Here is a 25110-nt window from a genome sequence, read left to right on the forward strand (position 1 = left end):
CGTTAAACAGAAATAGGTGTAAGATTTTCACCTATTTGCCAACCTTGTACCGTTAAAATTTGATATGGACGGTATTGGCGTTTGTAGCACATTTTCCGATTCTGATCAATTTGATAGCCCAAATACAAAAAATGCTTACCTAAAGATTTCGCTAATTGACATTGGATTAAAATCATCAATGATCCCAATGAACGCTCAGCATAATCAGGGTCGAAATAGCTGTAAATCGCTGAGAAACTCAGTGCCATTTCATCGGTTACTGCCACCCCAATTAATTGGTCTTGATCAAATAATTCAATAAACATTGGTGGTAACCAGTCAGATAATAAAAAATCATCATATTGGGTTTGTGATGCTGGAAACATTGGCCCATCGTTGTGACGTTCGTTGATATAACGCTCATACAAGTCATAATGCTCAGGTCGTGATATATGACTGACTTTCCAATGCAAATCTTGATTGTTTTTCAAGGTTCTTTTTTGACGTTTTGATAGGGTAAAATCATTTACATTCAATCGAATAGGTTGACATTCTTGGCAACTTGGACAACGAGGTTTATAAATGGCACTTCCGTTACGACGAAATCCCATTGCAAGAAGTTGTTCAAACAGTGCGGCATCTATTTGAGGTTCTTGGATGACCAATAATTGTTCTTTGTTGCCTTCGATATAGTTGCAATCAAAAAGTTGGCTTATCCCTACACTGACAGATTTAGAATTCAATAAACACCTCTTGTTTAGACCACATTAACGGCGACATGGTTTGATCTCGAGAGCGATGGAGCCTCGACAGAAATTCGCTTCTAGGTATTGCGCTAGCGCCAAGACTGTCTAAATGTGGATTCATCACTTGAGCATCAATTAATTGAAAATCATGTTTCACCAAGTGTTGGTTAAGTATAGCGAATGCAGCTTTTGATGCATTGGTTTGTTTATGAAACATTGATTCACCGCAAAAAACACCTCCTACTGGAACGCCGTACAAACCTCCGACTAACATTTCACCGTCCCATACTTCAATGGAATGAGCACGACCTTGGAGATGAAGTTCATAATAAGCCATTTGAATTTCAGGCGAAATCCAAGTTCCATCTTGTGCATCACGGGGTTGTGCGCAAGCTGCGATCACATCCAAAAATGCATGATTAATGGTATATCGCCATGTGGATTTTTTGAGACTTTTTCTTAAGCTTTTACTGCCAAAAGGGTGGCTGAGTGTGAATACGGCTCGAGGATTGGGTGACCACCACAAAATAGGGTCATCGGCATTAAACCAAGGGAATATACCTTGATAATAAGCTTCCGCTAAGCGAACAGGGCGTAAGTCACCTCCAATCGCTAATAAGCCATTAGGACTAGTGAGGGCTTCTTCTGGAGAAGGAAAGCCGATGGATTGATTTAAATAAGACAGTGAGTTCAAATTGGGTATATTATTTATTATATCTTGTGGTTAATTTAGCGGAAAAAAGCCATGTTTAAAATGATAACGGTAAGTTTAGAGGTATTTTTTGCAATATTGTTGAGTCTTTGTCTGTTTTGTGGGCAAAGCCAAGCTGCTTATGAGCGCAACCAGGCTGTTCCTGTTGAGAAAGTCGTTTATGGTCAGATTGAATCAGTTAAGCATGTCACCCAAAAACAGCTTGTTGAAGATAGTCATAGTGGTTGGAAAACCTTTGGTGGCGCATTAATAGGTGGTGTTATAGGTCATCAGTTTGGTGGCGGTTCAGGGCAAGATGTTGCAACAGTGCTTGGTGCATTAATTGGCGGTGGCATTGGTAGTCAGCACGGAAATCAACAATATTATCTTGAAAACAAGTTAGTTGAATTGATGATAAAACAAGATGATGGAACTGAAGTCATGGTGATTCAGGATGTTGATCCTGGTATGAGTTTTAATGCGGGTGATGAAGTTAGGGTGGTTTACTTAACGGGTTATGTCAGAGTTGATCTGGCGATGTAATATTAGATATAAAACAACAGGAGTCTGGGCTCCTGTTGTTTTATATCGCAGTTTAAACTAACCGCTAGCTATGATTAAAGATAATTAAAACCCTCGAGGTAACGTTTGCTTACCTGTTGTATTTTCGAGTTTTTGACGCCATAGCTGCTTAGGTGTTAATCCGCCTGAGGTTGATTCAACTTTGTTAACTGCTACTTTTTTTGCTGTCTTTACCGCAGGTTTACTGGTCGTTTTCACTGGCACTGTTTTAGCTGACGATGCCGTTAACTCAGCATGCATCGATTCAAGTTCGCTAAAGCGTACTGACTTGCCACCGTCGATTTTGTACCAGCTCCCAGCTTGCTCAATAGAAACAGCTTTACCAGACTGCTGTTCAAGTGCTGTTTGTAGCTGGCTGATGACTTCTTCTTTAGTCAATATTGTCATAGTTAATAACCTATTTGTGATCATGTTAAATTAAGGTTGCTATTAATTTTAAAGTGTTAATCCAGCAAAAGTCCAATTCAATGCAAAAAAATGGGATTTTTCATAACAAAACGGCTCAAGCTTGTGATTTTTTTACGATGTATTGGTAATCATTGACGTTAATTATGCTGCAGGCTTTTGTACGTTATTTATTGTGTTAATTTTGTTGTTTTAAATAATTATATTGAGTTAGATAAACTTCGCGAAGGCTCAAATAATTGAGTAAACTAATATTGTTGTCACTCAACAACGAGTGATAATATAATTATTATTATCAATAACCTTATGTTGTCTTCCATTTAGGTTTAGTTCTTTTTTAGGATTTATTATGTCCACAAGTCATCAACATTCATCGATTATTTCACGTCAAGAATTGGCAACGTATCTTGATACTTTTTTAAATGTTCATGCTTTCAAAGATTATGCACCAAATGGCTTACAAGTCGAAGGTAAGTCGAACATTCGCACTATTGTTACTGGTGTTACAGCTTGTCAGGCGTTAATTGATGCAGCGGTAAAGATTAATGCCGATGCAATTTTAGTTCATCATGGTTTTTTTTGGAAAAATGAACCAGAAGTTATTACTGGGATGAAATATCGCCGAATCAAAGCATTATTGGATAACAACATTAGTTTATTTGGCTATCATTTACCGTTAGATGCCCATCATGGTGTGGGGAATAATGCTCAATTGGCTCAAAAATTAGGCATTATCAGCCCAAGAGTCTATGAGCCTGTGCCACAAGATTTGTTATGGCAAGGTCATTTAGAGCATCCATTAACGGTTGCCGAATTTAGTGAATTACTCAACAAAGTGTTAAAACGTAAACCGTTGCACATAGGCGATGATACTAAAATGATCTCGACTTTGGCATGGTGCACAGGTGGCGCGCAAGATTACATCGACTATGCGGCGCAAATGGGGGTTGATGCATTTATTAGTGGTGAAGTGTCAGAACGCACCTTCCATGCTGCAATTGAACAAGGGTTACATTACTTTGCTGCTGGCCATCATGCTACGGAGCAATTTGGCATCCAAGCTTTAGGTGAGCATTTAGCGGAAAAATATAATATCGAACATCATTTTATTGATATTGTTAATCCAGTGTAATCATCCAGTAATATACTGATGTTTTGTGTTTTTGTCGTTCAGGCAAGCCGAGATAGCCGATATCTAAAGTACCAGATGTCTAAATTTAATAGATGTCAAAAGTGACTATGAGCTTTTATTGTTTGGGATAAATAAATGACCGAGTATTTTTTACAAGCTTTTATCTATTTGACAGCCGCGGTAATTGCTGTGCCTTTAGCCAAAAAGCTGGGATTAGGTTCTGTATTAGGCTATCTCATTGCTGGTGTGGTTATTGGGCCTATTATCGGTCTAGTCGGCAGTGAAACCAATACCATTCAACACTTCGCCGAGTTTGGTGTGGTAATGATGTTATTTTTAGTGGGTCTAGAGCTCGAACCTAAAATGCTATGGGCAATGAGAAACCGTTTGTTAGGCTTAGGTGGCTTACAAGTTGTAGGTTCTGTTTCGGCTGTATTGGCGTGTGCAATTTATGCCGGTTACAATTTTAGTACCGCGCTGACAATTGGATTGATTTTTTCATTATCATCCACAGCAATTGTGTTGCAAACCTTATCCGAAAAACGATTGAATAAAACCAGTGCCGGTAAAAATGCATTTTCAGTGTTGTTGTTTCAAGATATAGCCGTTATTCCCATGTTAGCTTTTATTCCATTATTAGCGTTGCCGGAATTGGTTGAAAAAGCCCAAGGGGCGATGGCTGTTGCTAGTGAGCAGCATGACTCATTATCTTTGGTGGCTAATATGCCTGGATGGGCTTATGCCATTGTGTTACTTCTTGCCATTGGGGTGGTTGTATTAGGAGGGCATTATCTCAGTCGGCCATTATTTAAAATGGTTGCTGATTCAGGTGTAAAAGAAATTTCTACTGCGGCAGCGCTTATGTTAGTTATTGGTATTGCTGCCTTAATGAGTTTGGTCGGGATTTCACCCGCTCTAGGTACTTTTTTAGCAGGCGTAGTGCTTGCCAATAGTGAATTTAAGCATGAACTTGAAGCTAATATTGGTCCTTTTAAAGGATTATTATTAGGGTTGTTCTTTATAACTGTTGGCGCAGGTATTGATTTTACAGTGTTATTTGCCAATTTCGCTGAGATTATATTAATGACCTTAGGTGTAATGTTAATTAAAGGCATTGTACTTTATCTGTTGGCATTGATTTTTCGAATTAAAGGCAGTGATCGATGGTTGTTTACGCTAAGTCTTGCTCAAGCTGGTGAATTCGGATTTGTATTATTAAATTTCAGCGTGCAGCAGCACGTGTTGCCAACAGCAATGGCGCAAACATTATCGATAGTGGTTGCGCTGTCGATGTTTTTAACTCCTGGTTTGTTTATTTTATTCGACAAGGTCATTTCTCCCCGATTTCAGAATAAAACCAATCAACGTACCCAAGATGATATTGAAGAAGTGGGTAGTGTGATCATTGCCGGTATTGGTCGTTTTGGCCAAATTGTTAATCGATTATTGATTTCTAATGGCATCAAAACGGTAGTGCTTGATCATCAAGCTTCGCAAATTGACTCAATTCGACGTATTAACACTAAAGCTTACTATGGTGATGCGACTCGTCCTGATTTATTAAAAATGGCAGGTGTTGCCGAAGCTTCTTTGTTTGTGGTTGCAATCGATAATCGTGAAAGCAGTGTGGAGTTGGTTAAATATTTAACTCATACTTATCCAAAGCTTAAAATAGCGGCCAGAGCCTTTGACCGTGGACACGGACATTTATTGCGTGCAGCGGGTGCCGATATTGTTGAGTTTGAAACGTACCATTCTGCTTTAGAGGTGGGGGCTGGATCGCTGCAATTATTGGGGTATTCTGATGCTTCAGTGGCAAGACGAAAAGCGACTTACCAACGTATTGAAAAAGAAGCTTCAAAACGTTTATATGAAAATTGGCTGAGTGAATCTGGCGGTAAAAGTTTCAGTAATGATTTTATTAAACTATTCCTGCAATATGAGGAACGGTTAAAACAGGCGATGGATGAAGATACTGATGAAAACGAATTGAAGCTCCCAGAATCATCTGATGCTAATAATGAAGCAATAGATAAAGTGTAAAGACTGAAATGATGATTACTTATTTTATCTATTAATTTGAGTTGAAGGCCGTTAAGTGTTAAATACCAAGATTAATAAAAAAGACTGCCTAGGCAGTCTTTTTTATGTGGGCAAAAGAGAGTTAGACTATTTAACTCTCATGCCAGGCTCTGCACCTTCATGAGGTTCGAGTATGAACAAGTCTTTACCGCCAGGACCTGCAGCTAATACCATGCCTTCAGAATCACCAAACTTCATTGTACGTGGGGCAAGGTTTGCCACCATGACGGTGAGTTTACCTACTAAGTCTTCAGGCGCATAAGCCGATTTTATACCTGCAAATACCTGTTTAGTTTCGCCACCTAAATCTAATTCAAGGCGAAGTAACTTTTTGGCTTTTTCGATATGTTCAGCTTTGCTGATGCGTGCAATACGTAAGTCAATTTTAGCAAAATCTTCAAAACTGATTTCAGGGCTAATAGGGTCTTGTTCTAATTGATTAACAGTTTGCTTTGGTGCGCCGGTGATAGACGCATCCGTATTAGTTGCTTGTAAGTTCTCTTTAGATGCATCGATGATAGCTTCAATACTCTTAGGTTCGATACGTTGCATTAATGCTTTAAATGTCGCTATTTCATGACCAGCCAGATCTTGATCTAAATTGTCCCACGTTAAGGTTAACTGTAAAAAACCTTCAACATTTTCGGCAAGTTTAGGTAATACTGGCTTAAGGTATGTCACCAAAATTCTGAACAAGTTTAATGCATTACTGCACACCTGATGTGCTTCATCTTGTTTGTCATCTTGTTTGACTAATTGCCAAGGTGCAGCGTCAGCAACATAAGCGTTAGCAATATCAGCTAATGCCATAATTTCACGCATCGCTTTGCCGTATTCGCGAGTTTCATATAATTCGGCAATCACTTCGCTTTTGGCTAAGAATATTTCGGTCAAGCTACTGTCTGTAACCTTAGCTAATTTACCGTCAAAACGTTTACTGATAAAGCCTGCTGTCCGCGATGCAAGGTTTACCAATTTGCCGACTAAGTCTGAGTTAACTCGTTGGGCGAAATCTTCTAAGTTTAAATCTAAATCATCAATACGGCTGTTTAATTTAGCAGCGTAATAATAACGTAGATATTCAGGATCTAAATTATCTAAATAGGTGCGCGCTTTAATAAACGTCCCTTTTGATTTAGACATTTTTGCACCGTTTACGGTGACATAGCCATGGGCATAAACACTGGTCGGTTTGCGAATGCCGGCGCCTTCAAGCATTGCTGGCCAAAATAAACTGTGGAAATAAACAATGTCTTTACCGATGAAGTGATATACCTCGGCGGTAGAATCTAAGCTCCAAAAATCGTCAAAGTTTATATCATCGCGCTTGTCACATAGGTTTTTAAATGATCCCATATAACCAATCGGCGCATCTAACCATACATAGAAAAATTTACCAGGTGCGTCGGGGATTTCAAAGCCAAAGTAAGGGGCATCGCGTGAGATATCCCATTGTTTTAGACCTTGTTCAAACCATTCGGTAAGTTTGTTGGCCATTTCTTGTTGCAAGGAGCCTGATTGAATCCACTCTTTTAGCATGCCTTCAAATGCAGGCAGGTCAAAAAAGAAGTGTTCGGTGTCTTTCATTATTGGTGTTGCACCTGATACCGCTGATTTAGGGTTTATCAGGTCGGTTGTACTGTAGGTTGCACCACAGTTGTCACAGTTATCACCGTATTGATCTTCAGACTTACATTTCGGGCAGGTGCCTTTAACAAAGCGGTCTGGCAAGAACATTAACTTTTCTGGGTCATATAATTGTGAAATGGTTTTGGTTTTGATGTAGCCACCATCACGAAGTTTTAAATAAATATCACAGGCTAAAGTGCGGTTTTCTTCACTGTGTGTACTATGAAAATTATCAAACTGGATGTTGAAATCGGCGAAATCTTGCTGATGTTCTTTTTGAACTTGGGCAATCATTTCTTCTGGTGTAATACCCATTTGCTGTGCTTTAAGCATAATAGGTGTGCCGTGAGCATCATCTGCACAAATGTAATAGCACTCATTGCCACGTAATTTTTGAAAACGTGACCAAATATCCGTTTGGATATATTCAAGCATATGGCCTAGATGAATTGGTCCATTGGCATAAGGAAGGGCACTTGTGACCAGTATTTTACGCTGTGATTTTGTCATTTTATCTCGATATCAAATTACACCAAAAATATTGCCTGATACTAACTGATTAGCAGACTTTTTTCATCAAAACATGACCTAAAAAGGCTTATTAGTCGCTATTTTTTTACTAAGTTCTGATACACTTGTATAAATTTCTTGTTCGGAGACGCCGTTTTGGTTAATACGCATACAGATTATGAATTAAATGATGAATTATTGTCACCAGTGTTAGATATTTTAGAGGCATTTGTTGATCCTTATTTGCAAAAAGGTCTGGTCAGTGCAGGATGTGTGACAGCATTATCGATGGAAGGAAAACGTCTACAGTTAGGATTAGTTTATCCTTATCCGTGTATGACCCAATACCGTGATACCGTGATGGCCATAACGAACAAGCTTGCAGTACTTGATGCCATAGATGAAGTTGAATGTGAAATTGATTTCCAGCCTCGAGTGTATTCTGCGCTTCCTGCTATTGCTCCACTACCTAATGTAAAGCAAGTCATTGCTGTTGCTTCTGGTAAAGGTGGGGTGGGTAAATCCACGACTGCTGTAAACCTTGCACTAGCATTAAAAGCTGAAGGTGCCGAAGTGGGTATTTTAGATGCTGATATTTATGGGCCGTCTATTCCATTGATGTTAGGTATTCCTAATTTTCGTCCACAATCGCCAGATGGCAAACACATGACTCCCGCCTTGGTCCATGGTATTTCTGCACAATCTATTGGCTTTATGCTCAGTGGCGATGAAGCTGCTGTGTGGCGTGGCCCTATGGCCGCAGGCGCATTAGCACAACTACTTAATGAAACCCAATGGCCTGAACTGGATTATTTGATCATCGATATGCCACCAGGAACCGGTGATATTCAACTAACCTTGTCACAAAAGGTACCTGTGAGTGGGGCTGTGATTGTTACAACACCACAAGATATTGCTTTAGCCGATGCTAAAAAAGGTATCACTATGTTCAATAAAGTGAATATTCCTGTATTGGGTATTATCGAGAACATGAGTTTTCATCTTTGTCCTGAATGTGGTCATAAAGAACATCCATTTGGTACTCATGGTGGAAGTAAGATCGCCGAGCGTTATAACGTGCCGCTACTAGGCGCACTGCCATTACATATCAATATTCGTGAGTCTATGGACAATGGTACGCCGAGCGTGATGAGCGAACCAGAAAGTGAAGTCTCAGGTATTTATCGTGAAATTGCTCGTAAACTTGGCGCTGAGTTGGCACTCCAACAAGTACAATCGACCGTAAAAATTAGCATATCAGACGACGAGTAAGGTTTAAGAGATGAATTCTCAGCAGTGTGTCATTATTGGGATCGCCGGTGCGTCGGCTTCAGGTAAAAGTTTAATTGCTAAGACAATTTTTGAAGAATTATGTCGAGACTTAGGTACCAATCAAATTGGTGTGATTAACGAAGATGCCTATTATCACGATCAAAACCATTTAAGTATGGACGAACGTGTAAAAGCCAATTACGACCACCCAAAAGCGTTAGACCATCAGTTGTTAGCTGTTCATTTAACTCAGCTAAAAAGGGGGGAATCTGTTGACATCCCTTGTTATAGCTATACAGAGCATACTCGCACCAGCGAGACGCTTTCTATGCAACCGAAAAAAGTGATAATCCTAGAAGGTATTCTATTATTAACAAATCCTAAATTGCGTGAGTTAATGGATGCGAGTGTGTTTATGGATACACCGTTGGATATTTGTTTTTTACGCAGATTGACCCGTGATGTTGCTGAACGTGGCAGAACGATGGAGTCTGTGATTTCGCAGTATAAAAGAACGGTACGGCCTATGTTCTTACAATTTATTGAGCCATCAAAACAATATGCAGATATTATCGTTCCTAAGGGCGGGAAAAATCGCATCGCGACTGATATTTTAAAAGCTAGAATTCAGCATTTATTGGCTAAATAACTTTATCTTGGAGAGAGTGCAGCATGCGTTTAACCGATATTGAAATTGAGCAATGTTTAGATAATGGCACCATTATCATCGATCCTCGTCCTGGTATTGAAGCCATTTCGGGTGTGAGTGTGGATGTGCGTTTAGGCAGCCAATTTCGAGTATTTAAAGACCATACTGCACCTTATATCGATTTAAGTGGTCCCAGTGCAGAAATGCAAATAGCACTTGATCGAATAATGAGTGACAAAATTGAAATTGCTGATAATGATGCTTTTTTCCTGCATCCTGGTGAATTAGCCTTAGCAGTAACCTATGAAAGCGTGACCTTACCAGCAGATATAGTGGGTTGGTTAGATGGTCGCTCATCTCTTGCTCGTTTAGGGTTGATGGTGCATGTTACTGCGCATCGAATTGATCCCGGTTGGCAAGGTAAAATTGTGCTTGAGTTCTTTAACAGCGGTAAATTGCCATTGGCACTTCGTCCTGGTATGACAATCGGTGCGCTTAATTTTGAACGCTTAAACTCCGCTGTTGCACGTCCTTATAACACCCGTAAAAGCTCGAAGTACAAAGATCAACAAGAGGCTGTTGCAAGTCGGATTAGTCAGGACAAATAATGGCACCGGTTTGGGTTAACTACGTTGAAAACGGACTAATAAATCCACTTGATCGTGGTGTTGCTTATGGTGATGGTGTGTTTGCGACAATGCGCACTGCATCAGCTGATATGCTCGCAGAGGTGCTATTCCTTGACGAGCATATTGCTCGTGTGCAACAAAGCTGCGAGCGTTTGGGGATTGAGTGGCATGCCAATGACCAATTATTACAGCAGTTGAACCAGCTCACCCAACAATATCCACAACATTGTATAAAGCTTTTGCTGACGCGTGGCGTAGGCGGCCGCGGTTATCAGGCTCCTTTTAGCGCAAACGTGACTGAAGTCTTGTCAGTGCATCCTATTCCTGAGCATTACCTTGACTGGCAGCAAACAGGTATTTCGCTAGCATCATCACCTATATTTCTTGGTAGACAACCTCTTCTAGCGGGAATAAAACACCTTAACCGATTGGAACAGGTGCTTATAAAGTCTCAACCGCTATCTAGTCACCATCAAGATTGGTTAGTATTTGACTGTGATGGTAATGTGATAGAGTCATCTATTGCCAACCTCTTTATCGTCAAAAATGATCAGGTATTTACCCCGGCTATTACTCATGCAGGCGTGAGTGGTGTGATGCGTGAAGTAATGATTGATAGTTTGCTTGGTCATGATATAGCGGTTATGGCAACGCAACTCACACTTGGAGATATTCAAACAGCTGACCATATATTTATAACGAACAGTTTATTTGGCATTATCGATGTAGTCGCCATAGACGATTTTCAATTTAGCCGTTGGACGCAAACATCGCGATTCAGGCACGTTCTGAGTGTAAATTTATCATCATGATTAAAATAATAAAAACATTTCTATTAGCCAGCATTATTCCTTTATTTGCCGTTGTGTGCCTCAGTGGGTATTGGCTTGTATCAGGTTTAATTAGTTACCAAAAACAACCATTACAGTTAACTGAAATCCAAACTTTGACGGTTGAACCTGGCACTACGGTAATAAAGCTTGCGCAACAACTTGAGCAACAATCATTGATTCATGATAGTTGGAAAATAAAATATCTCGTAAAACTTGAACCTAAACTTGCCAATATAAAGACAGGCTTATATCAAGTGATCCCCGGTGATACTTTAGAGACATTATTAACTCGCTTATATTTAGGCCAGCAAATAGTTTTCAGTGTCACGCTAATTGAGGGTAAAACGATTGCGGAGTGGCAGAAAACATTAGCTAGCACTGAGTATCTAGTACAACATACTGATGATTTTAACCAAGTGTTATTAAATAATGGTGATACTTCTGGTTTGCCTGAAGGTAAATTTTATCCTGAAACTTTTCATTTTCATGCAGACGATAGTTTACAGACAATTTTGAATCGCAGTTACAACATGATGCAGGAGAGCTTAGCACAAGCATGGGAAGGAAGAGACCCTGACTTAGCATTATCATCGCCATATGAATTGCTAATTATTGCCTCGATTATTGAAAAAGAAACCGGTAAACCTGAAGAGCGTGATTGGGTGTCGGCAGTCTTTAATAATCGATTGAAAAAGGGCATGCGCCTACAAACAGACCCGACAGTAATTTACGGTATGGGTGATCGTTATAAAGGCAATATTACTCGTAATGACCTACGTGAAGCAACGGCATTTAATACTTATAAGATTGATGGTTTACCGCCAACGCCAATTGCTGCACCTAGTCGGGCATCATTATTTGCGGCAGCCAATCCAGCTAAAGTAAATTACTTATATTTTGTGTCTCGTAATGATGGTAGTCATGTGTTCTCATCCACATTGAAGGCTCATAATAATGCTGTAAACGAATTCCAGAGAAAAAGAAAATGAGTCAACAAAAAGGCAAGTTTATTGTCATTGAAGGATTAGAAGGTGCTGGTAAATCGAGTGCGATTGACCTAGTTAACGATATTATTAACCAATACATTGGCCAGTCACCTGTGTGTACACGTGAACCAGGTGGCACTCCATTAGCAGAAAAAATACGTGACTTAGTTAAAATTGCCGATGAGTCAGATCCGTTATGCGACGAAGCAGAATGCTTGCTTATTTATGCTGCCCGATCACAGTTAATTGCCAATGTTATCAAACCTGCTTTGTCTTCAGGTAAATGGGTTCTCGGTGATAGGCATAATCTGTCATCTTTAGCTTATCAAGGTGGTGGTCGTGGTTTAATGCCATTAGTGAAAGCGGTAAACGATGCATGCCTGCATGGGTTTAAGCCTGATCTCACCTTGTATTTGGATATTGATCCTACACTAGGATTAAGCCGGGCAGCGAGTCGTGGCAAGCTTGATAGAATTGAACAACAAGCCATTGATTTTTTTGAACGAGCTAGAAAAACCTACTTAAAGTTAGCCCATGAAGATGACAGTATTATCGTTATTGATGCCAGCCAATCAATGGAACAAGTTCATGATGATATTCGGCTTCAGTTGCAGCGTCTATTACCAGCTCTTATGGGTGAGCAGTGATGGGCATCAAGAGGATAATGTCGCGACATGAGTGATTATCAGATTGACCAATTACCGTGGTTAGCGGATCCGCATCAGCGGTTTGTCGATCAATATTATCGTGGTAAAAGCAGCCATGCACATTTGTTTAACATTGATAAAGCACTGGGTGGAGATAAGCTAGCGAAGGTTGCCGCTCAGGCAGTGCTTTGCCAACACCTCACGCCAGTGGGCGCTTGTGGACAATGTAAAAGCTGTTTGTTATTGACTGCTGGTAACCATCCTGATTTATATGTTGTCGAGCCCGATGGTAACCAAATTAAAGTTGATCAAATTCGTCAGTTATGCAAAGCATTAACTCAAACGGCCCAACAAGGCGGGGCGCGTGTCGCAATCATTATTAATGCTGAGCGATTAAATTTAGCCGCAGCTAATGCACTACTGAAAACGCTTGAAGAACCTGGCGATGATGTCGTACTCATCCTACAAACGAATACATCAGCACAGTTATTAGCGACCATTACCAGTCGCTGTCAAACGCTTAAATTTGTTAAGCCGACTAAGTTAGCTATTCACGACTGGTTATCTGAACAAAAACTATTACCTGCTGCTAATAGCGAGGGTAAAATGCATGATGTTACCTGGTGTCTTAGCGTCGTCGGTGGGCCTTTGGCATTAGCCAATAGTTTAACCTCTCAACATTATCAACAACTGTTGACATTTCGCCAAGATTGGGCTCAAAGTTTAAAAACGGGTCATTTAAGCAATAGTTTATTGAAAGTGTCAGATCAACAAATTGTTGATGCACTTAATGTTTTGTATTTGTACTTACGCCAATATGTGTTAAAAAGTAATAAGATAAAAAGTAATAATGCTAACCATCAAACATTAAACCCAGTGTTTCAAGCTAAAATAATTGAGCTGGCAGGGCGTGTAATGAATATGTGTCACAAGCTTGAAACAATGCCCAGTGTCAATACTCAAGCATTGTGTCAGCAATATGTACTCGCATTCAGACAGTTAACTTATTAAATTCATTTTTGTTATACGTATTTTAACCTTTAATGGGAAGATAATAATCATTTATGGTCGATCTTGTTGTCAACTACGATACATTACATAAGCTTTATCGTGCTTACATGCCGTTTATTAAACCAGCAGGCTTATTTATTGCGACTACCGAAAGCCATTTCTTAGGTGAAGAGCTTACTATTGCTTATCGATTACCTGATGCCACACAAACCAACGAATTTAAAGGTGCTGTTGTTTGGATTAATCCATTAGGTGCATCTGGCGGGCGACCTGCAGGTATTGGAATTAAGATTAAAACCGATGTTGAAAGTCATAAACATCATATTGAAAAATTATTATCAAGTGAACTAGCCTCTAGTGATTTGACCTGCACCATGTAGCTAGGTATTCTTGCGCATCGGTTTATTTGTTAATGTAGTTGCGAAAGAATTCCCATGCTAATTGATTCACATTGCCACCTTGATCGCTTAAAAGCGGCCCCAGACTCTGCCAGTTTACAGACTATTATGAACAATGCTAAAGCCCAAGGCGTTGATTACTTATTATGCGTCAATGTCCGTCAACAGGGCTTTGAAGCGATGCGCGATAAAATGGCAGCATTTAATAATGTGTTTTTATCTTCTGGAGTGCATCCTCTTGATGTGCAAGAAGGCTTAAACATTGAAGACATTAAACGTTTTGCTGAAGATCCGCGTGTGGTTGCTATCGGCGAGACAGGCTTAGACTACTTTTATTCAAATGACACTAAAATATTACAACAGCAGTGTTTTGAACAACAAATTGCGTTAGCTGTAGAGGTAAATAAGCCATTAATTGTTCACACTCGTGATGCCCGAGAAGACACCATTAATATGCTTAAAGCTGGTAACGCAGACAAAGTGGGCGGTGTATTACATTGTTTTACTGAAAACTGGGAAATGGCTAAAGCGGCTATCGACTTAGGTTTTTACATATCGGTTTCTGGTATCGTTACTTTCAAGAATGCTGGTGAGCTGCGTAGTGTGATCCGTCAAGTACCTAAAGATAGGTTATTAGTAGAAACAGATTCACCTTATTTAGCGCCAGTACCGCACCGCGGTCAAGAAAATCAACCTGCATATGTTCGTGATGTAGCTGAGTTTGTCGCCGAATTACGTGGTGAAAAATATGAAGAATTAGCTCAGTACACCACCGATAATTTCTTTAATTTATTTAACGATGCGGCTAAATTAGTTGGCCGTTAGTCACTTAACCTTCTCTCCTGATTCTATTATGTTTATTGAGTCAAACTTAAAAAATAGATAAAAAAAGACCCAAAACTATCCAATTGTTTTGGGCCTAGGGAAAGGGCTCAGTTAAGAGCCTTGCGCTACTGTTGCGGCATTTTAATCTGAATTAAGATGCCAAAACTGAATGAGCTGTAGAGTAAACTGTTAACTGAATTATAGTCAGACATATTTTGTTTGCATAAAAAATAACAAAAATTTGATCAATATCTCACTTTTACTTCTTAACTTATTTTATATAATCATAAATATTACTGTTTTCATAAACTTAAGTTTACTTTGTCACGAACGAGATCCCGCGGTAAATTATTTTTCAACCGATGACCTAAGTGTTTAGCTACACCTAATACCACTTCGTGATAGCTGACTAACATTTCCCCTTGTGCCAGTTCCGCTAAATATTGCTGTGCAGGTTCTTCAAAAGACTGTGTTGCAATGTCTCGACCCATTAAAAAGTCTTGAGCTTGTGCAGCCTTTAATTCAATGGTTCTAGGCGCACCACTTGCTGTCGACAATGCAATAATAGCTTCATGCTTGGCTTTATAGCCTTTTTTCATGGCATCGGCCAGTTTGATTCCAATGCGTTGAAAACGCATTTTGCCAATAAAAGTCATAAATTGCGCCGGGAATAACCAATATTCATCGTCTCGTAACATAATGACATCGTCATGTGGTAGTTCGATTGAAAAAGTATCTTTAAAATATTGTCGTAGTTCGTTTTGCTGTTTTTCACCTGCAACGGCGAAAGGAAAGTTCTTTTGCAGTTTTGGTTGTTTTTTATTACGTTCTACTGAAGCTGTTTTGCGGATCTTGGCAACAAAAAAGCCTTCGCTGTCATAAATCTGTGGCCATACGTGTAAAAACCCTTCTTCGGTACAGGCTTTATCTGCAGCATTAAATAAGTTGGCGAGGGACACAAACTCGACTGCATCAGGATAAACTTGTTGTAAATGTTTACAGATATGCTGATTTTCAAGCTGACTGAGTGTGCATGTTGAATACACTAATGTACCACCGGGTTTTAATGCTAAAAATGCTGATTCGATGAGGTCTTTTTGAGTTTCAGCAATGGCAGTGACATCTTCAATGTCCCAGTGTTTTAAAGCCAATGGATCTTTGCGCACAGTACCTTCGCCGCCACAAGGGGCATCTAACAAAATCGCGTCAAAAGACTCAAACAAATATTCACCAAATACACGGCCATCAAAATGGGTTAGTGCTGTATGGCTAGCGCCCATTCTGGACACGTTGGCGTGCAACACCTTAACCCGGCTGGCAGAATACTCATTTGCTACTAGCAAACCACTATTATTCATTAATGCCGCTATTTGAGTGGTTTTAGAACCTGGTGCTGAAGCAACATCTAGAACGGTTTCTGGTATGGTGCTATCAGCAAACAATGCTGTTGGCGGCAACATAGAGCTCGCCTCTTGGATATAAAATAATCCTTGTATATGTTCAATCGCATTACCTAATTGAATATCCTCATTACCTTCAATCCAGAAACCATCATCACACCATGGGATCACCGATAATTGCCAACCAGCTTGTGTCATGATATCGACAAATTTTGCTGTGGAAACTTTTAACGTATTGACCCTAATCGACTTTCGCAGTGGTTGATTGCAATAATCAATAAAATCGGTCAATGACAGATGTGAAGGGAGTTCGTTTTGAATATGACTAATAAAGTTTGGATTTAATGGGATCATAATAAAGAGAATCATTTAATTTTTAGCTGAATTAGCATGATCATAACACGGAATTGTTGCACCCGAACGTCAATGATTACTGTATATTAACGGGAATATTGAGACAGTGTCATGGAGCGGTGCGTGTTAAACAGAGTATGGCTGTTATTTTTTATTGTGGCTGCAATTTCTATTATCATCCAATTAATAGGTGGTAATGCAGATGTGCTTAGCGGATCTGTTACTGCATTGTTTGCCAGTGCAAAATTAGCCGCCGATATATCACTGGGACTCATCGGTGTTTTGGCATTATGGATGGGCCTAATGCAAGTGGGTGAAAAAGCGGGGGTAGTGGGATTGTTTGCCCGTGCTTTTGAGCCATTATTGTCTAAATTGATGCCCGATGTTCCACGGGGGCATGTTGCCTATGGCAGCATTAGTATGAACCTAACGGCCAATATTCTTGGATTAGACAATGCTGCGACTCCTTTGGGTTTAAAGGCAATGCATGACCTGCAGAGTCTTAATCCTGTTAAATCGGTCGCTACAAATGCACAAATTCTATTTTTAGTAATGAATACATCGTCTGTCACTTTAGTTCCCGTCACCGTGTTTTTATACCGCGCACAACAAGGTGCAGCAAACCCTGCAGATGTCTTTTTACCTATTTTACTTGCGACCAGTGCATCGACTATTGTCGGTCTGTTGGTGGTTGCTTTAGTACAGAGGATCTCATTATTTAACAGTGTTATTCTAGCTTACGCTGCATTGATTATTGGTACGCTTATGGCTGGGGTCGCTTACTTATTGACGCTATCGGCACAGGCGATAGGGCAAGTATCAATGGTTTTGGGTAACGGAATTTTATTGATACTGATTTTAAGCTTTATTTTGGTAGCGGGTTATCGCAAAGTCGCTGTATATGATGAGTTTGTCGAAGGGGCGAAACAAGGTTTTGGCCAAGCTATTACATTGATACCATATTTACTTGCCATGTTATTAGCAATTGGTTTTTTAAGGGCATCTGGCGCATTAGATTATGCTTTGCAGCTTTTAGCTTCAGGGGTTAGTGCTCTTGGTTTCGATACACGCTTTATTGACGCTATGCCAACGGCATTTATGAAACCCTTTAGCGGCTCCGGTGCTCGAGCTATGATGTTAGAAACCATGGACCATAACGGTGTAGATTCTTTTGCCGGCCGACTTGCTGCTATATTACAAGGTAGTACTGAAACAACATTCTATGTATTAGCCGTTTACTTTGGTTCGGTAGGGATCCGCAATGGTCGTCATGCATTAGGTTGTGGTTTAGCGGCAGATTTTGCCGGCATTACAGCCGCTATAGGTGTGTGTTATTGGTTTTATGGTTAGTTAAATTTGCCCTATATACCTTCATTGTGAGTGTCGCAGTTATTTTTGTGGTTTGCTTGTTTGTAATTATCAATTCATTCGCCGAGTCTGTTTGATTAATACCATGATTAAAAGGATGCAATCTGTTGGATAACAAAAATCGTATAACGCCCATATATATTTTAATGGTTATTGCATTAGTGTATTTGCCATTTATCGATAGTTGGTTAAGTGGGATTTTTTCGAGTTTAAATTGGCAATCTCCAATATTGATGGATCAGTTAAGTGACCATTTTAGAGTTATCAAACTCATTTTTGTATGTCTAGGTGGATTACTTCTATATAAAAAAAGTGGCAAAATAAGGCAAAAAATTGGCAGTGTATTGAGCAGTAACTGTTTTATATATTCTGGCTATTTGCTTATATTACTTCAAGTCCCCTTTCTCTACTTAGGCATATGGCTTGAAGGGGCTTCATCATCAGACCTTAATTATATGCATAAAGAAAAGACATTTGATGACCGTACCATTTATGTGTATACAGCCGATCCTGGTGCAATGGGGAAGGCTTACCACTATTTTTACTTGAAATGTCGGTTACCGTTTGATCGATATGAACTGAAGATCATTACTAAAATGGATTGGATGTATGAATATAGCTTTGAAGTAAAGGATAACGAACTAGTAGTTATAAATAAAAATGAACAAGGTAAAATAAAAGGGATTAATTTAAGTGATATTAATTGCGACCTGTAAGTATATCGGTGATTAACGGTTAAAGTGCATGAGTGTTTTATATTTGCAAATTCATATTAAGTAAAAGGCCGATAATGATATCGGCCTTATGTTTTTACAGAACCAAATAACCACAATTGAGGTTATTTAGTTTGTGTTGGCTGCCACTGTGCCCATTCATCTTGCATATTCTCATGCAATGGGAAACGTTCGGTGGTATTGATACGGTTACTGTCTGATGTTGTTTCTTGGGTCGCAAACGCGATACCACCGGCGAGTATCGTTTCTAATGATCCGGTTTCTAATTGTGCGCCCGAAAATAAACCGACGTCTAATTTTATACCCGAAGCATCCCAAAACTGACTTGTTTGGTTAACTAAGTGACTATATTCAGCATTAACATGGGCAAATAAGCTAATTTCGGTACCTGAGTCATCCAATTGATATCCATCTATTTGTCCGACTTTAATTCCGCGGAAAAACAGTGGTGTACCGACCTTAATTGAACCTAGTTGATCATCAACTAGTTGGAATGCTAATGCATCTTTAGGCACTGTAGCCTCAAAATTTGAGTGTGGTTGAGCATCAAAGTTATCAACAATTTCTTTGCTATTGCCTGGGATAACACCAATGTATGGACCCGTTAACAGCGTTTCGGGGGCATTAATGCCCGCTAAAGAAATTTGTGCATCGACAATGAAGTATTCACTGTCACTAGTACTAAAATGGTTGGCATATTGACCAAAGATATATGCTTGTGCATTAAGAGTATTTAAATCTTGATTTAGCTTCACATGTGAGACTTCACCAATTTTATGACCTTGATAGCGAATAGCGGCTTTATCGGCTACTTTTGTGCTAACAGGAAGGGTGAGATTGATGACTTTAGCCTGCATCAGCGCCAGTTGTTTGGTGTCATACAAACGAAGATTAGTTTGATCGCTGTGCTCATCAACTATGTCGTCTATATGTCCAAGGGTAATACTACCTTTTATTGCGCCTTTGAGAGGCGCTACATTAATGTCGACTCCGGCAAGACTGGCATTGATAGCAACAGCATCATTTCGCCAAAACACAGTCTTAGGATTTACTAAGGGAGCAAATTTATTATCGATATTAATATCAATACTAAATTTATCCGTTTTAGCAAACCAATTAACTTTATTCACCGCGCCAATTTGCATTTTCTTGTAATAAATAGGTGAACCTTCAGCTAGGTCAGCACCATCAATACTGGTTAGTGAAAAGTGCGTCATTTGTTGTTGGGCATAAAGTGTCTGGGCTGATTCAATTGATTCATGCAGTGTTAATTTGCTGTTGGCTGGAATCAATGTTTTGTTGTTACCAGGAATTAAGCTAATTGCCCCTTCAAGCATAGTGGTCACGTCACGAGTGTTAACGCTTATTCCATCTAATGAAGCATTAATGGCTAAGGCACTTTCTGGAATAAAGAAACTGCCTTTTGTGAGTAGATTTTTAAATTCGGGAAGAATTTCAATATGATATTCGACCGCAGAAAAATCTTGGCTTAAATTGATGCTGGTAATACTTCCTATAGGTAGCTGCTTATATCGCACTTGTGCGCCATTGCTGATACCTGTATGGGTATTGGCAATCACTGTCAGGCTAAGTTTATCTTGCGTGAGCAAATCGGGAGCTTGTGATGCTAAATTAAACTGCATCGTCTCCGCCTCCGCAGAGTCCTGAGTCCCGGGTAATACATTAATGACACTCCCAGTCACCAAACGCCCAAGGTGCTTGACACCTTTTAACGATAATTCAGCGCCGCTTAGCCAAAATTGGCTGTCATTGGTGATTAAGGCTTGGTACTGATGTTCTACTCGAGCGAGAAATTCGACACCAGTCTCGGTTAACGTTACTTTTTCAATTTCACCTATAATGACACCACGGTAAATGATGGCTGTACCTTCATTAACATCTTCACTGTCAGCAGCGGTTAACCTAAAATTAACCCCACCAATAGCGGTGACTTCATCATCATAGAGGGTGTAAACATCACCATTTTCGGCTTTTAAAGTGTTGCTTCCGGTATCAAAGCTGATGCCGCCGGCAAGAATAGACGCGATACTTTCAGTACTGACTTTTACCCCAGATAAAGAAGCATCTATTTTTAAGCCTGACACGTTCCAAAAGTGGGAGTCTTTATTGACTAAATGAGCATATTGCTCTTGAACAAATGCGCTGATAATAATTTGTTTATTTCCATCTAGACGATAGCTAACAACACTTCCTACAGGAGCTTGACGGAAAAATACTGGCGAGCCGACATCAATCGATCCTAGTTTGGGGGATTTCAGTTCAATCATTATTCCTTCACTGCCGGGAAGAATCGCTGGGGCTTCACGTTGTGCTTCAAAAATAGTTGCAGAACGTCCATCTCCAGGTTGGATTGCAATGTAATTTCCCGAAAATAAGGTATCTAATCCTTCAACACCGGTGATACTGGCTTTAGGTTTAACTAACCAAAAAAGGGTATTTTTATTCAAAAATGGGTCAGCGCGGTAATCCATGACTACTTTTACGTTAACGCCTTTAAGATCATCATCAATGCCTATATCGGTTACTTTACCTACCGACAAACCTTGGTATTTTACCAAGGTTTTACCGATATCAATTCCAGCGGCACTGGGAAAGTGGATCAAAATTTCAATGCCCGACTCTTTAATGCTTTTTACACCTAACCAAGCGCCTAATATCAAGGCGACAACAGGTAATAACCATATTGGCGAGAATAATTTTTTCTTCACAATTTTCGGCGATTCAATTTCTGTCATTTGTTTGTTCCAAGCGGTCCCAGAGTAAACGAGTATCTAACACTTTTGCCGCGAGTTGCGTTAGTAATATAACTAATGCAAATGCTGTTGCGGCGGGTGCAGGTTTGGCGTCTAAAAGTTGCCCCATATTCACTAAGGCAACCGTTAATGAAATCACGAATAAGTCGAGCATTGACCAACGGCCAATCCATTCAATGATGTGAAAACCAACCATTAACTTTCTTTTTGATATTGGTAGGTTAAAACTGATAGCAGACAAATAAGTAGCTAAGCCAATAATTTTTAGCCAAGGTACTAAAATACTCGCTGTGAAAACAATAATGGCAATCGGGAACATGCCGGTTTTAACTAAATGGCTAATACCACTAAAAATAGTGTCGTTGGTGACCACACCACGGTTGGTTAATAACGTGATTGGATAAATATTGGCGACCACAAGTAAAATGGTTGCCGTGATCAATAAAGCCCAGCTTTGCTGGATACTGGCATAATTACGGCTGCTTAATTGGCTAAAACAACGTCTACAATGACCATTACTAAGCAGATTAAGTTTACGACACACAGGACATAGACATAAGCCCATTTGTTTTCCTTGAAAATTCGATGGGGTCTTCTTTGTCGCATCGTCGTTCGTATTCTCAACGGTCTCTGCACTGCATTTTGTGATTTCACCTGCAATGGTGGTTGGATGATTAGGCATCAACATAGCTCCACATGTGTTCTAGGTTATATTCACGTTGTAAGAATAAAATTATGATAAACAACATGGTAAAACACAAGGTGCCCATTCCGAAATAAACATCCGAAAAATCAGAAAGTTGAAATGCAGATACTAAAAAGCTGATGACATAAATTTCTAACATGGTCATTTGTGATATTAAACCATGATTTTTTAAAAGTGTACTGTAAGTTCTTTGCCAAAATGAACTATGAAGCTTTAATTTTACAATGACCACTTGGGTTAAAATCGATAATATTAAGAGTCCAGGTGCGATAACCGCCGCGACCATTACCGCTAAGCCTACAACCCAATATCCTTCTAACCACACTGTAATAGCAGCCTGCAATACGGTTGTCGTTCGCACGCTACCAAGAAAATGAATTTCAAGTACAGGTAATAAATTAGCGGGTATAAAAATAATCAGCGCCGCGATACACAATGCCAACATGCCATTAATTGAGCAATAAGGAGCGTCATATAATGCAGTGTGGCAGCGTGGGCACAACGCTCTAGCACTTGAGGGCAAAGCTCGTCTCCTCACTACCAAATCACATGATTGGCATAAAATTATTGAATCATGGTCATCTAGTTCATGCATGTAGAATTAATCTAATCCATATTGAAACGCATTATTGGGGGAGCGAAGAGTTAAGCCTCTCTGCTTTGCCTTATATTGGTAAATAAATGTATCAATAGTAAGGGCCTGTTGATCTTTGCTGGTTAAATTTTGTTCGAGATAAAAACGTTTTAATCGAGGCGAGTGGATTGCTGCTTAGCAATCTAAGTAAAGTTCGCTCAACAAAGAGTAAAACGTTTTTAGCCGAAGCCTTCGGGCAGCGTTTGTTGTTCATTTCTACTGCGTTATCGGCTTCTAATGTAGGATAACTACACTACAAAGCCTCTGCCTTGTATAAGTGAACAACAATTCGTTGCAAAAACAACCTTGAAAGATCAACAGGCCCTAAATAATCTCAATTTTCTTCACTTGATAATATCAGAATAACCAGAACACTTGCATCATAAGTTAACTATGTGAGATTCTATACACTGTATATAAAAACAGTGAGGATTACATCATGGCAGTGATAACCCAGTTTGTCGTGGTCAGAGAAGGGGTGGAAAAGATGACATTTATATCGAAGAAAGAGGCAGATGCCTACGATAAGATGCTTGATATTTCCGATAATCTAGTGCCTTTTATCGCTAAGGCAGACCTCGGACTTGATGAAAATAAATGCGAACAGTTGGCATTTTACCTAGCAAACCATAAAGATGAGCTTTCTAACTTGCTAAAAGGTATCGTACAGGTTAAAAACACTCCTGCGGCAAAAAGCAAGAAAGTGACCGCTAAAAATACATCAGCCGAATAGGCACGTTAATAGCTCACTCTTTTTGTGAGTGTTCAGTTTAAGGAATGGAAATGAAAACCGAATTTTACCAAACGTTAAATCGTCAAGCACAAGCTTTATTAGAAGGCGAAGATGATTTAATTGCGGCAATGGCTAATTTTTCAGCGTTGTTGAATGACAACCTGGAAGACCTTAACTGGGCTGGTTTTTATATCAAGCGCGGTGAGCAATTAGTCCTTGGTCCATTCCAAGGTAAAGTCGCTTGTACCCGTATCAATATGGGTAAAGGTGTTTGTGGGACTGCTGCTGCAGAAAATAAAACCCAGCGAATTGCTGACGTTCATGAATTTGATGGTCATATAGCATGCGATTCGGCGAGTAATTCTGAAATTGTAATTCCTGTTAGACAGGGCAATAAGGTTGTGGCAGTGTTAGATATTGACAGTCCATTATTGAATCGTTTTGATCAAGATGATCAAATCGGCCTAGAAAACATGATAAAAAGTCTAGAAACTTGCCTATTTGGTTAAATAGCGAACAAATTAGATTAAATCATGGTCGCATTCGCTGCCGTGGGCTTTATAATATGCCGCTATACGCATTTGTGCTGGATTTACTGATGAGCGATGATTAAGCTGAGAGTAAGTTTGGTTAAATTGTTAAGGTTTGTTTCAATGACTTTAGCTAACTGGCGGATAGTGATATTTTGTACGTTGAGCCTTAAAGGTTAAGGTTTAACGAAAGATGAACGACTGCATGGCAAATTTTAAGCCGCATAATCAGTCCCTTTATTAACGTGGAAGTAAAAATGGAATCAACAGACAAGTTGACCGACACCAACGCAATATTAGCGTATTTATATGAAACCTTTCCTTTATGCTTTATTGCAGAAGGTGAAACTAAGCCATTAAAAATTGGTTTGTTTCAAGATTTGGCTGAACGGTTAGCTGATGATTCTAAAGTCAGTAAAACACAATTGCGTGTAGCGCTTCGTCGTTACACAAGCAGCTGGCGTTATTTGAAAGGCGTTAAAGCGGGTGCTAAACGTATTGATCTTGACGGTAATGAATGTGCTGAATTAGAACAAGAGCACATCGACCATGCTATTTTGACGCTTAAAGAAAGCCAAGATAAAGCTAAAGCCAAACGTCAAGCTTTGGCTCCTAAAAAGCCTGCTAAGAAAGTTGCACCGAAACGTGCTCCTGCTGTTAAAAAAGAACGTCCAGCAACTTTAGCGGCTCCGGTCATTAAACTTGTACCTGCTAAACTTGAAGATTTGAAACCCAAACAACGTGTTAATGTTAAGTTAGGCGCCACACCTGTACCTGGAGTCGTGACTGATATTAATAAAGAAGATGTGCATGTTCAGCTAGACACTGGCCTATCCATCAAAGTACGTGCAGAGCACATATTGTTATAGAA

The 25110-nt window shown here is 39.6% G+C and carries 25 protein-coding genes; 17 read left to right on the plus strand and 8 right to left on the minus strand.

The window, feature by feature from the left end:
* Positions 1-2: 2 nt before the first annotated feature.
* Entirely contained in the window at positions 3-722 is a 720-nt protein-coding gene (locus FCN25_RS18835; RefSeq protein ID WP_137226914.1) for an arginyltransferase, read from the minus strand.
* Complete coding sequence (gene aat, locus FCN25_RS18840) at positions 712-1419, minus strand: leucyl/phenylalanyl-tRNA--protein transferase (protein ID WP_137226915.1); 708 nt, start codon at positions 1417-1419, stop codon at positions 712-714. The genes FCN25_RS18835 and aat overlap by 11 nt, the downstream gene beginning before the upstream one ends.
* A gap of 51 nt (positions 1420-1470) precedes the next feature.
* Here aat and FCN25_RS18845 point away from each other — a divergent pair, with 51 nt between their 5' ends.
* Positions 1471-1959 carry a glycine zipper 2TM domain-containing protein gene (locus FCN25_RS18845; RefSeq protein ID WP_254693682.1) on the plus strand — a complete coding sequence of 163 codons (489 nt, stop codon included), beginning with the start codon at positions 1471-1473 and terminating at the stop codon, positions 1957-1959.
* An 84-nt stretch (positions 1960-2043) separates the two neighbouring features.
* On the opposite strand, the gene FCN25_RS18850 is transcribed toward FCN25_RS18845, so the two are convergent.
* Positions 2044-2385, minus strand: coding sequence for a hypothetical protein (locus FCN25_RS18850; RefSeq protein WP_137226916.1), 342 nt, complete (start codon positions 2383-2385; stop codon positions 2044-2046).
* Positions 2386-2782: 397 nt separating this feature from the next.
* Here FCN25_RS18850 and FCN25_RS18855 point away from each other — a divergent pair, with 397 nt between their 5' ends.
* Entirely contained in the window at positions 2783-3535 is a 753-nt protein-coding gene (locus FCN25_RS18855; RefSeq protein WP_137227479.1) for a Nif3-like dinuclear metal center hexameric protein, read from the plus strand.
* 135 nt (positions 3536-3670) lie between these two features.
* A complete protein-coding gene (locus FCN25_RS18860) occupies positions 3671-5578 on the plus strand; it encodes a monovalent cation:proton antiporter-2 (CPA2) family protein (protein WP_137226917.1) in 1908 nt (635 codons plus the stop codon).
* Positions 5579-5704: 126 nt separating this feature from the next.
* On the opposite strand, the gene metG is transcribed toward FCN25_RS18860, so the two are convergent.
* On the minus strand, positions 5705-7756 hold the full coding sequence (gene metG / locus FCN25_RS18865) for a methionine--tRNA ligase (protein WP_137226918.1): 2052 nt from the start codon (positions 7754-7756) through the stop codon (positions 5705-5707).
* 156 nt (positions 7757-7912) lie between these two features.
* On the opposite strand from metG, the gene apbC reads away from it, so the two are divergent.
* The 9 genes from apbC to FCN25_RS18910 are packed head-to-tail and all read left to right on the plus strand — an operon-like array spanning position 7913 to position 15006.
* Complete coding sequence (apbC, locus tag FCN25_RS18870) at positions 7913-9028, plus strand: iron-sulfur cluster carrier protein ApbC (protein WP_137226919.1); 1116 nt, start codon at positions 7913-7915, stop codon at positions 9026-9028.
* Positions 9029-9038: 10 nt separating this feature from the next.
* On the plus strand, positions 9039-9677 hold the full coding sequence (gene udk, locus FCN25_RS18875; RefSeq protein ID WP_137226920.1) for a uridine kinase: 639 nt from the start codon (positions 9039-9041) through the stop codon (positions 9675-9677).
* 23 nt (positions 9678-9700) lie between these two features.
* A complete protein-coding gene (gene dcd / locus FCN25_RS18880; RefSeq protein ID WP_137226921.1) occupies positions 9701-10285 on the plus strand; it encodes a dCTP deaminase in 585 nt (194 codons plus the stop codon).
* Positions 10285-11118, plus strand: coding sequence for an aminodeoxychorismate lyase (pabC, locus tag FCN25_RS18885; protein WP_137226922.1), 834 nt, complete (start codon positions 10285-10287; stop codon positions 11116-11118). Before dcd ends, pabC begins: the two co-directional genes overlap by 1 nt.
* 5 nt (positions 11119-11123) lie before the next feature.
* Positions 11124-12128 (plus strand): endolytic transglycosylase MltG, encoded by a 1005-nt coding sequence (gene mltG, locus FCN25_RS18890; RefSeq protein ID WP_175405953.1) that lies wholly within the window; start codon positions 11124-11126, stop codon positions 12126-12128.
* Positions 12125-12772 (plus strand): dTMP kinase, encoded by a 648-nt coding sequence (gene tmk / locus FCN25_RS18895; protein ID WP_137226924.1) that lies wholly within the window; start codon positions 12125-12127, stop codon positions 12770-12772. The genes mltG and tmk overlap by 4 nt, the downstream gene beginning before the upstream one ends.
* A gap of 27 nt (positions 12773-12799) precedes the next feature.
* On the plus strand, positions 12800-13783 hold the full coding sequence (gene holB / locus FCN25_RS18900; protein WP_137226925.1) for a DNA polymerase III subunit delta': 984 nt from the start codon (positions 12800-12802) through the stop codon (positions 13781-13783).
* 53 nt (positions 13784-13836) lie between these two features.
* Positions 13837-14163, plus strand: coding sequence for a PilZ domain-containing protein (locus FCN25_RS18905; protein WP_137226926.1), 327 nt, complete (start codon positions 13837-13839; stop codon positions 14161-14163).
* A gap of 54 nt (positions 14164-14217) precedes the next feature.
* Complete coding sequence (locus tag FCN25_RS18910) at positions 14218-15006, plus strand: TatD family hydrolase (protein ID WP_137226927.1); 789 nt, start codon at positions 14218-14220, stop codon at positions 15004-15006.
* A gap of 302 nt (positions 15007-15308) precedes the next feature.
* Here FCN25_RS18910 and rsmF read toward each other — a convergent pair whose 3' ends face one another.
* Positions 15309-16760 carry a 16S rRNA (cytosine(1407)-C(5))-methyltransferase RsmF gene (gene rsmF / locus FCN25_RS18915; protein ID WP_137226928.1) on the minus strand — a complete coding sequence of 484 codons (1452 nt, stop codon included), beginning with the start codon at positions 16758-16760 and terminating at the stop codon, positions 15309-15311.
* A gap of 123 nt (positions 16761-16883) precedes the next feature.
* Here rsmF and FCN25_RS18920 point away from each other — a divergent pair, with 123 nt between their 5' ends.
* Positions 16884-18110, plus strand: coding sequence for a nucleoside recognition domain-containing protein (locus FCN25_RS18920; RefSeq protein WP_137226929.1), 1227 nt, complete (start codon positions 16884-16886; stop codon positions 18108-18110).
* Positions 18111-18235: 125 nt separating this feature from the next.
* Positions 18236-18844 (plus strand): hypothetical protein, encoded by a 609-nt coding sequence (locus FCN25_RS18925; RefSeq protein ID WP_254693683.1) that lies wholly within the window; start codon positions 18236-18238, stop codon positions 18842-18844.
* Between the two features lie 122 nt (positions 18845-18966).
* Here FCN25_RS18925 and FCN25_RS18930 read toward each other — a convergent pair whose 3' ends face one another.
* The 3 genes from FCN25_RS18930 to FCN25_RS18940 all read right to left on the minus strand — a co-directional run bounded on the left by FCN25_RS18930 (position 18967) and on the right by FCN25_RS18940 (position 22937).
* Positions 18967-21618, minus strand: a complete 2652-nt coding sequence (locus tag FCN25_RS18930; protein WP_137226930.1) for a PqiB family protein — start codon at positions 21616-21618, stop codon at positions 18967-18969.
* Entirely contained in the window at positions 21605-22201 is a 597-nt protein-coding gene (locus FCN25_RS18935) for a paraquat-inducible protein A (RefSeq protein ID WP_137227481.1), read from the minus strand. Before FCN25_RS18935 ends, FCN25_RS18930 begins: the two co-directional genes overlap by 14 nt.
* Before the next feature lie 109 nt (positions 22202-22310).
* The gene (locus FCN25_RS18940) at positions 22311-22937 is read right to left on the minus strand and encodes a paraquat-inducible protein A (protein ID WP_137226931.1); all 627 of its coding nucleotides are present in this window, start codon (positions 22935-22937) and stop codon (positions 22311-22313) included.
* Positions 22938-23415: 478 nt separating this feature from the next.
* Between FCN25_RS18940 and FCN25_RS18950 the strand changes: the two genes are divergently transcribed.
* The 3 genes from FCN25_RS18950 to proQ all read left to right on the plus strand — a co-directional run bounded on the left by FCN25_RS18950 (position 23416) and on the right by proQ (position 25108).
* Entirely contained in the window at positions 23416-23709 is a 294-nt protein-coding gene (locus tag FCN25_RS18950; RefSeq protein ID WP_137226932.1) for a YebG family protein, read from the plus strand.
* Between the two features lie 50 nt (positions 23710-23759).
* The gene (locus FCN25_RS18955; protein ID WP_137226933.1) at positions 23760-24218 is read left to right on the plus strand and encodes a GAF domain-containing protein; all 459 of its coding nucleotides are present in this window, start codon (positions 23760-23762) and stop codon (positions 24216-24218) included.
* 278 nt (positions 24219-24496) lie between these two features.
* A complete protein-coding gene (gene proQ, locus FCN25_RS18960) occupies positions 24497-25108 on the plus strand; it encodes an RNA chaperone ProQ (RefSeq protein WP_137226934.1) in 612 nt (203 codons plus the stop codon).
* The last annotated feature ends 2 nt before the right edge of the window (positions 25109-25110 follow it).

Origin of the sequence: Shewanella sp. MEBiC00475, from assembly GCF_005234075.1 — a bacterium.
Lineage (GTDB): Bacteria > Pseudomonadota > Gammaproteobacteria > Enterobacterales > Shewanellaceae > Shewanella > Shewanella polaris.

Coding starts and splice junctions, on each gene's coding strand:
- FCN25_RS18845 (WP_254693682.1), top strand. CDS start 1,471: ATGTTTAAAATGATAACGGTAAGTTTAGAGGTATTTTTTGCAATATTG.
- FCN25_RS18930 (WP_137226930.1), bottom strand. CDS start 21,618: ATGACAGAAATTGAATCGCCGAAAATTGTGAAGAAAAAATTATTCTCG.
- proQ (WP_137226934.1), top strand. CDS start 24,497: ATGGAATCAACAGACAAGTTGACCGACACCAACGCAATATTAGCGTAT.
- FCN25_RS18935 (WP_137227481.1), bottom strand. CDS start 22,201: ATGGGCTTATGTCTATGTCCTGTGTGTCGTAAACTTAATCTGCTTAGT.
- FCN25_RS18850 (WP_137226916.1), bottom strand. CDS start 2,385: ATGACAATATTGACTAAAGAAGAAGTCATCAGCCAGCTACAAACAGCA.
- holB (WP_137226925.1), top strand. CDS start 12,800: ATGAGTGATTATCAGATTGACCAATTACCGTGGTTAGCGGATCCGCAT.
- metG (WP_137226918.1), bottom strand. CDS start 7,756: ATGACAAAATCACAGCGTAAAATACTGGTCACAAGTGCCCTTCCTTAT.
- FCN25_RS18950 (WP_137226932.1), top strand. CDS start 23,416: ATGGCAGTGATAACCCAGTTTGTCGTGGTCAGAGAAGGGGTGGAAAAG.
- tmk (WP_137226924.1), top strand. CDS start 12,125: ATGAGTCAACAAAAAGGCAAGTTTATTGTCATTGAAGGATTAGAAGGT.
- rsmF (WP_137226928.1), bottom strand. CDS start 16,760: ATGATCCCATTAAATCCAAACTTTATTAGTCATATTCAAAACGAACTC.
- pabC (WP_137226922.1), top strand. CDS start 10,285: ATGGCACCGGTTTGGGTTAACTACGTTGAAAACGGACTAATAAATCCA.
- FCN25_RS18905 (WP_137226926.1), top strand. CDS start 13,837: ATGGTCGATCTTGTTGTCAACTACGATACATTACATAAGCTTTATCGT.
- dcd (WP_137226921.1), top strand. CDS start 9,701: ATGCGTTTAACCGATATTGAAATTGAGCAATGTTTAGATAATGGCACC.
- udk (WP_137226920.1), top strand. CDS start 9,039: ATGAATTCTCAGCAGTGTGTCATTATTGGGATCGCCGGTGCGTCGGCT.
- FCN25_RS18910 (WP_137226927.1), top strand. CDS start 14,218: ATGCTAATTGATTCACATTGCCACCTTGATCGCTTAAAAGCGGCCCCA.
- FCN25_RS18955 (WP_137226933.1), top strand. CDS start 23,760: ATGAAAACCGAATTTTACCAAACGTTAAATCGTCAAGCACAAGCTTTA.
- FCN25_RS18860 (WP_137226917.1), top strand. CDS start 3,671: ATGACCGAGTATTTTTTACAAGCTTTTATCTATTTGACAGCCGCGGTA.
- FCN25_RS18940 (WP_137226931.1), bottom strand. CDS start 22,937: ATGCATGAACTAGATGACCATGATTCAATAATTTTATGCCAATCATGT.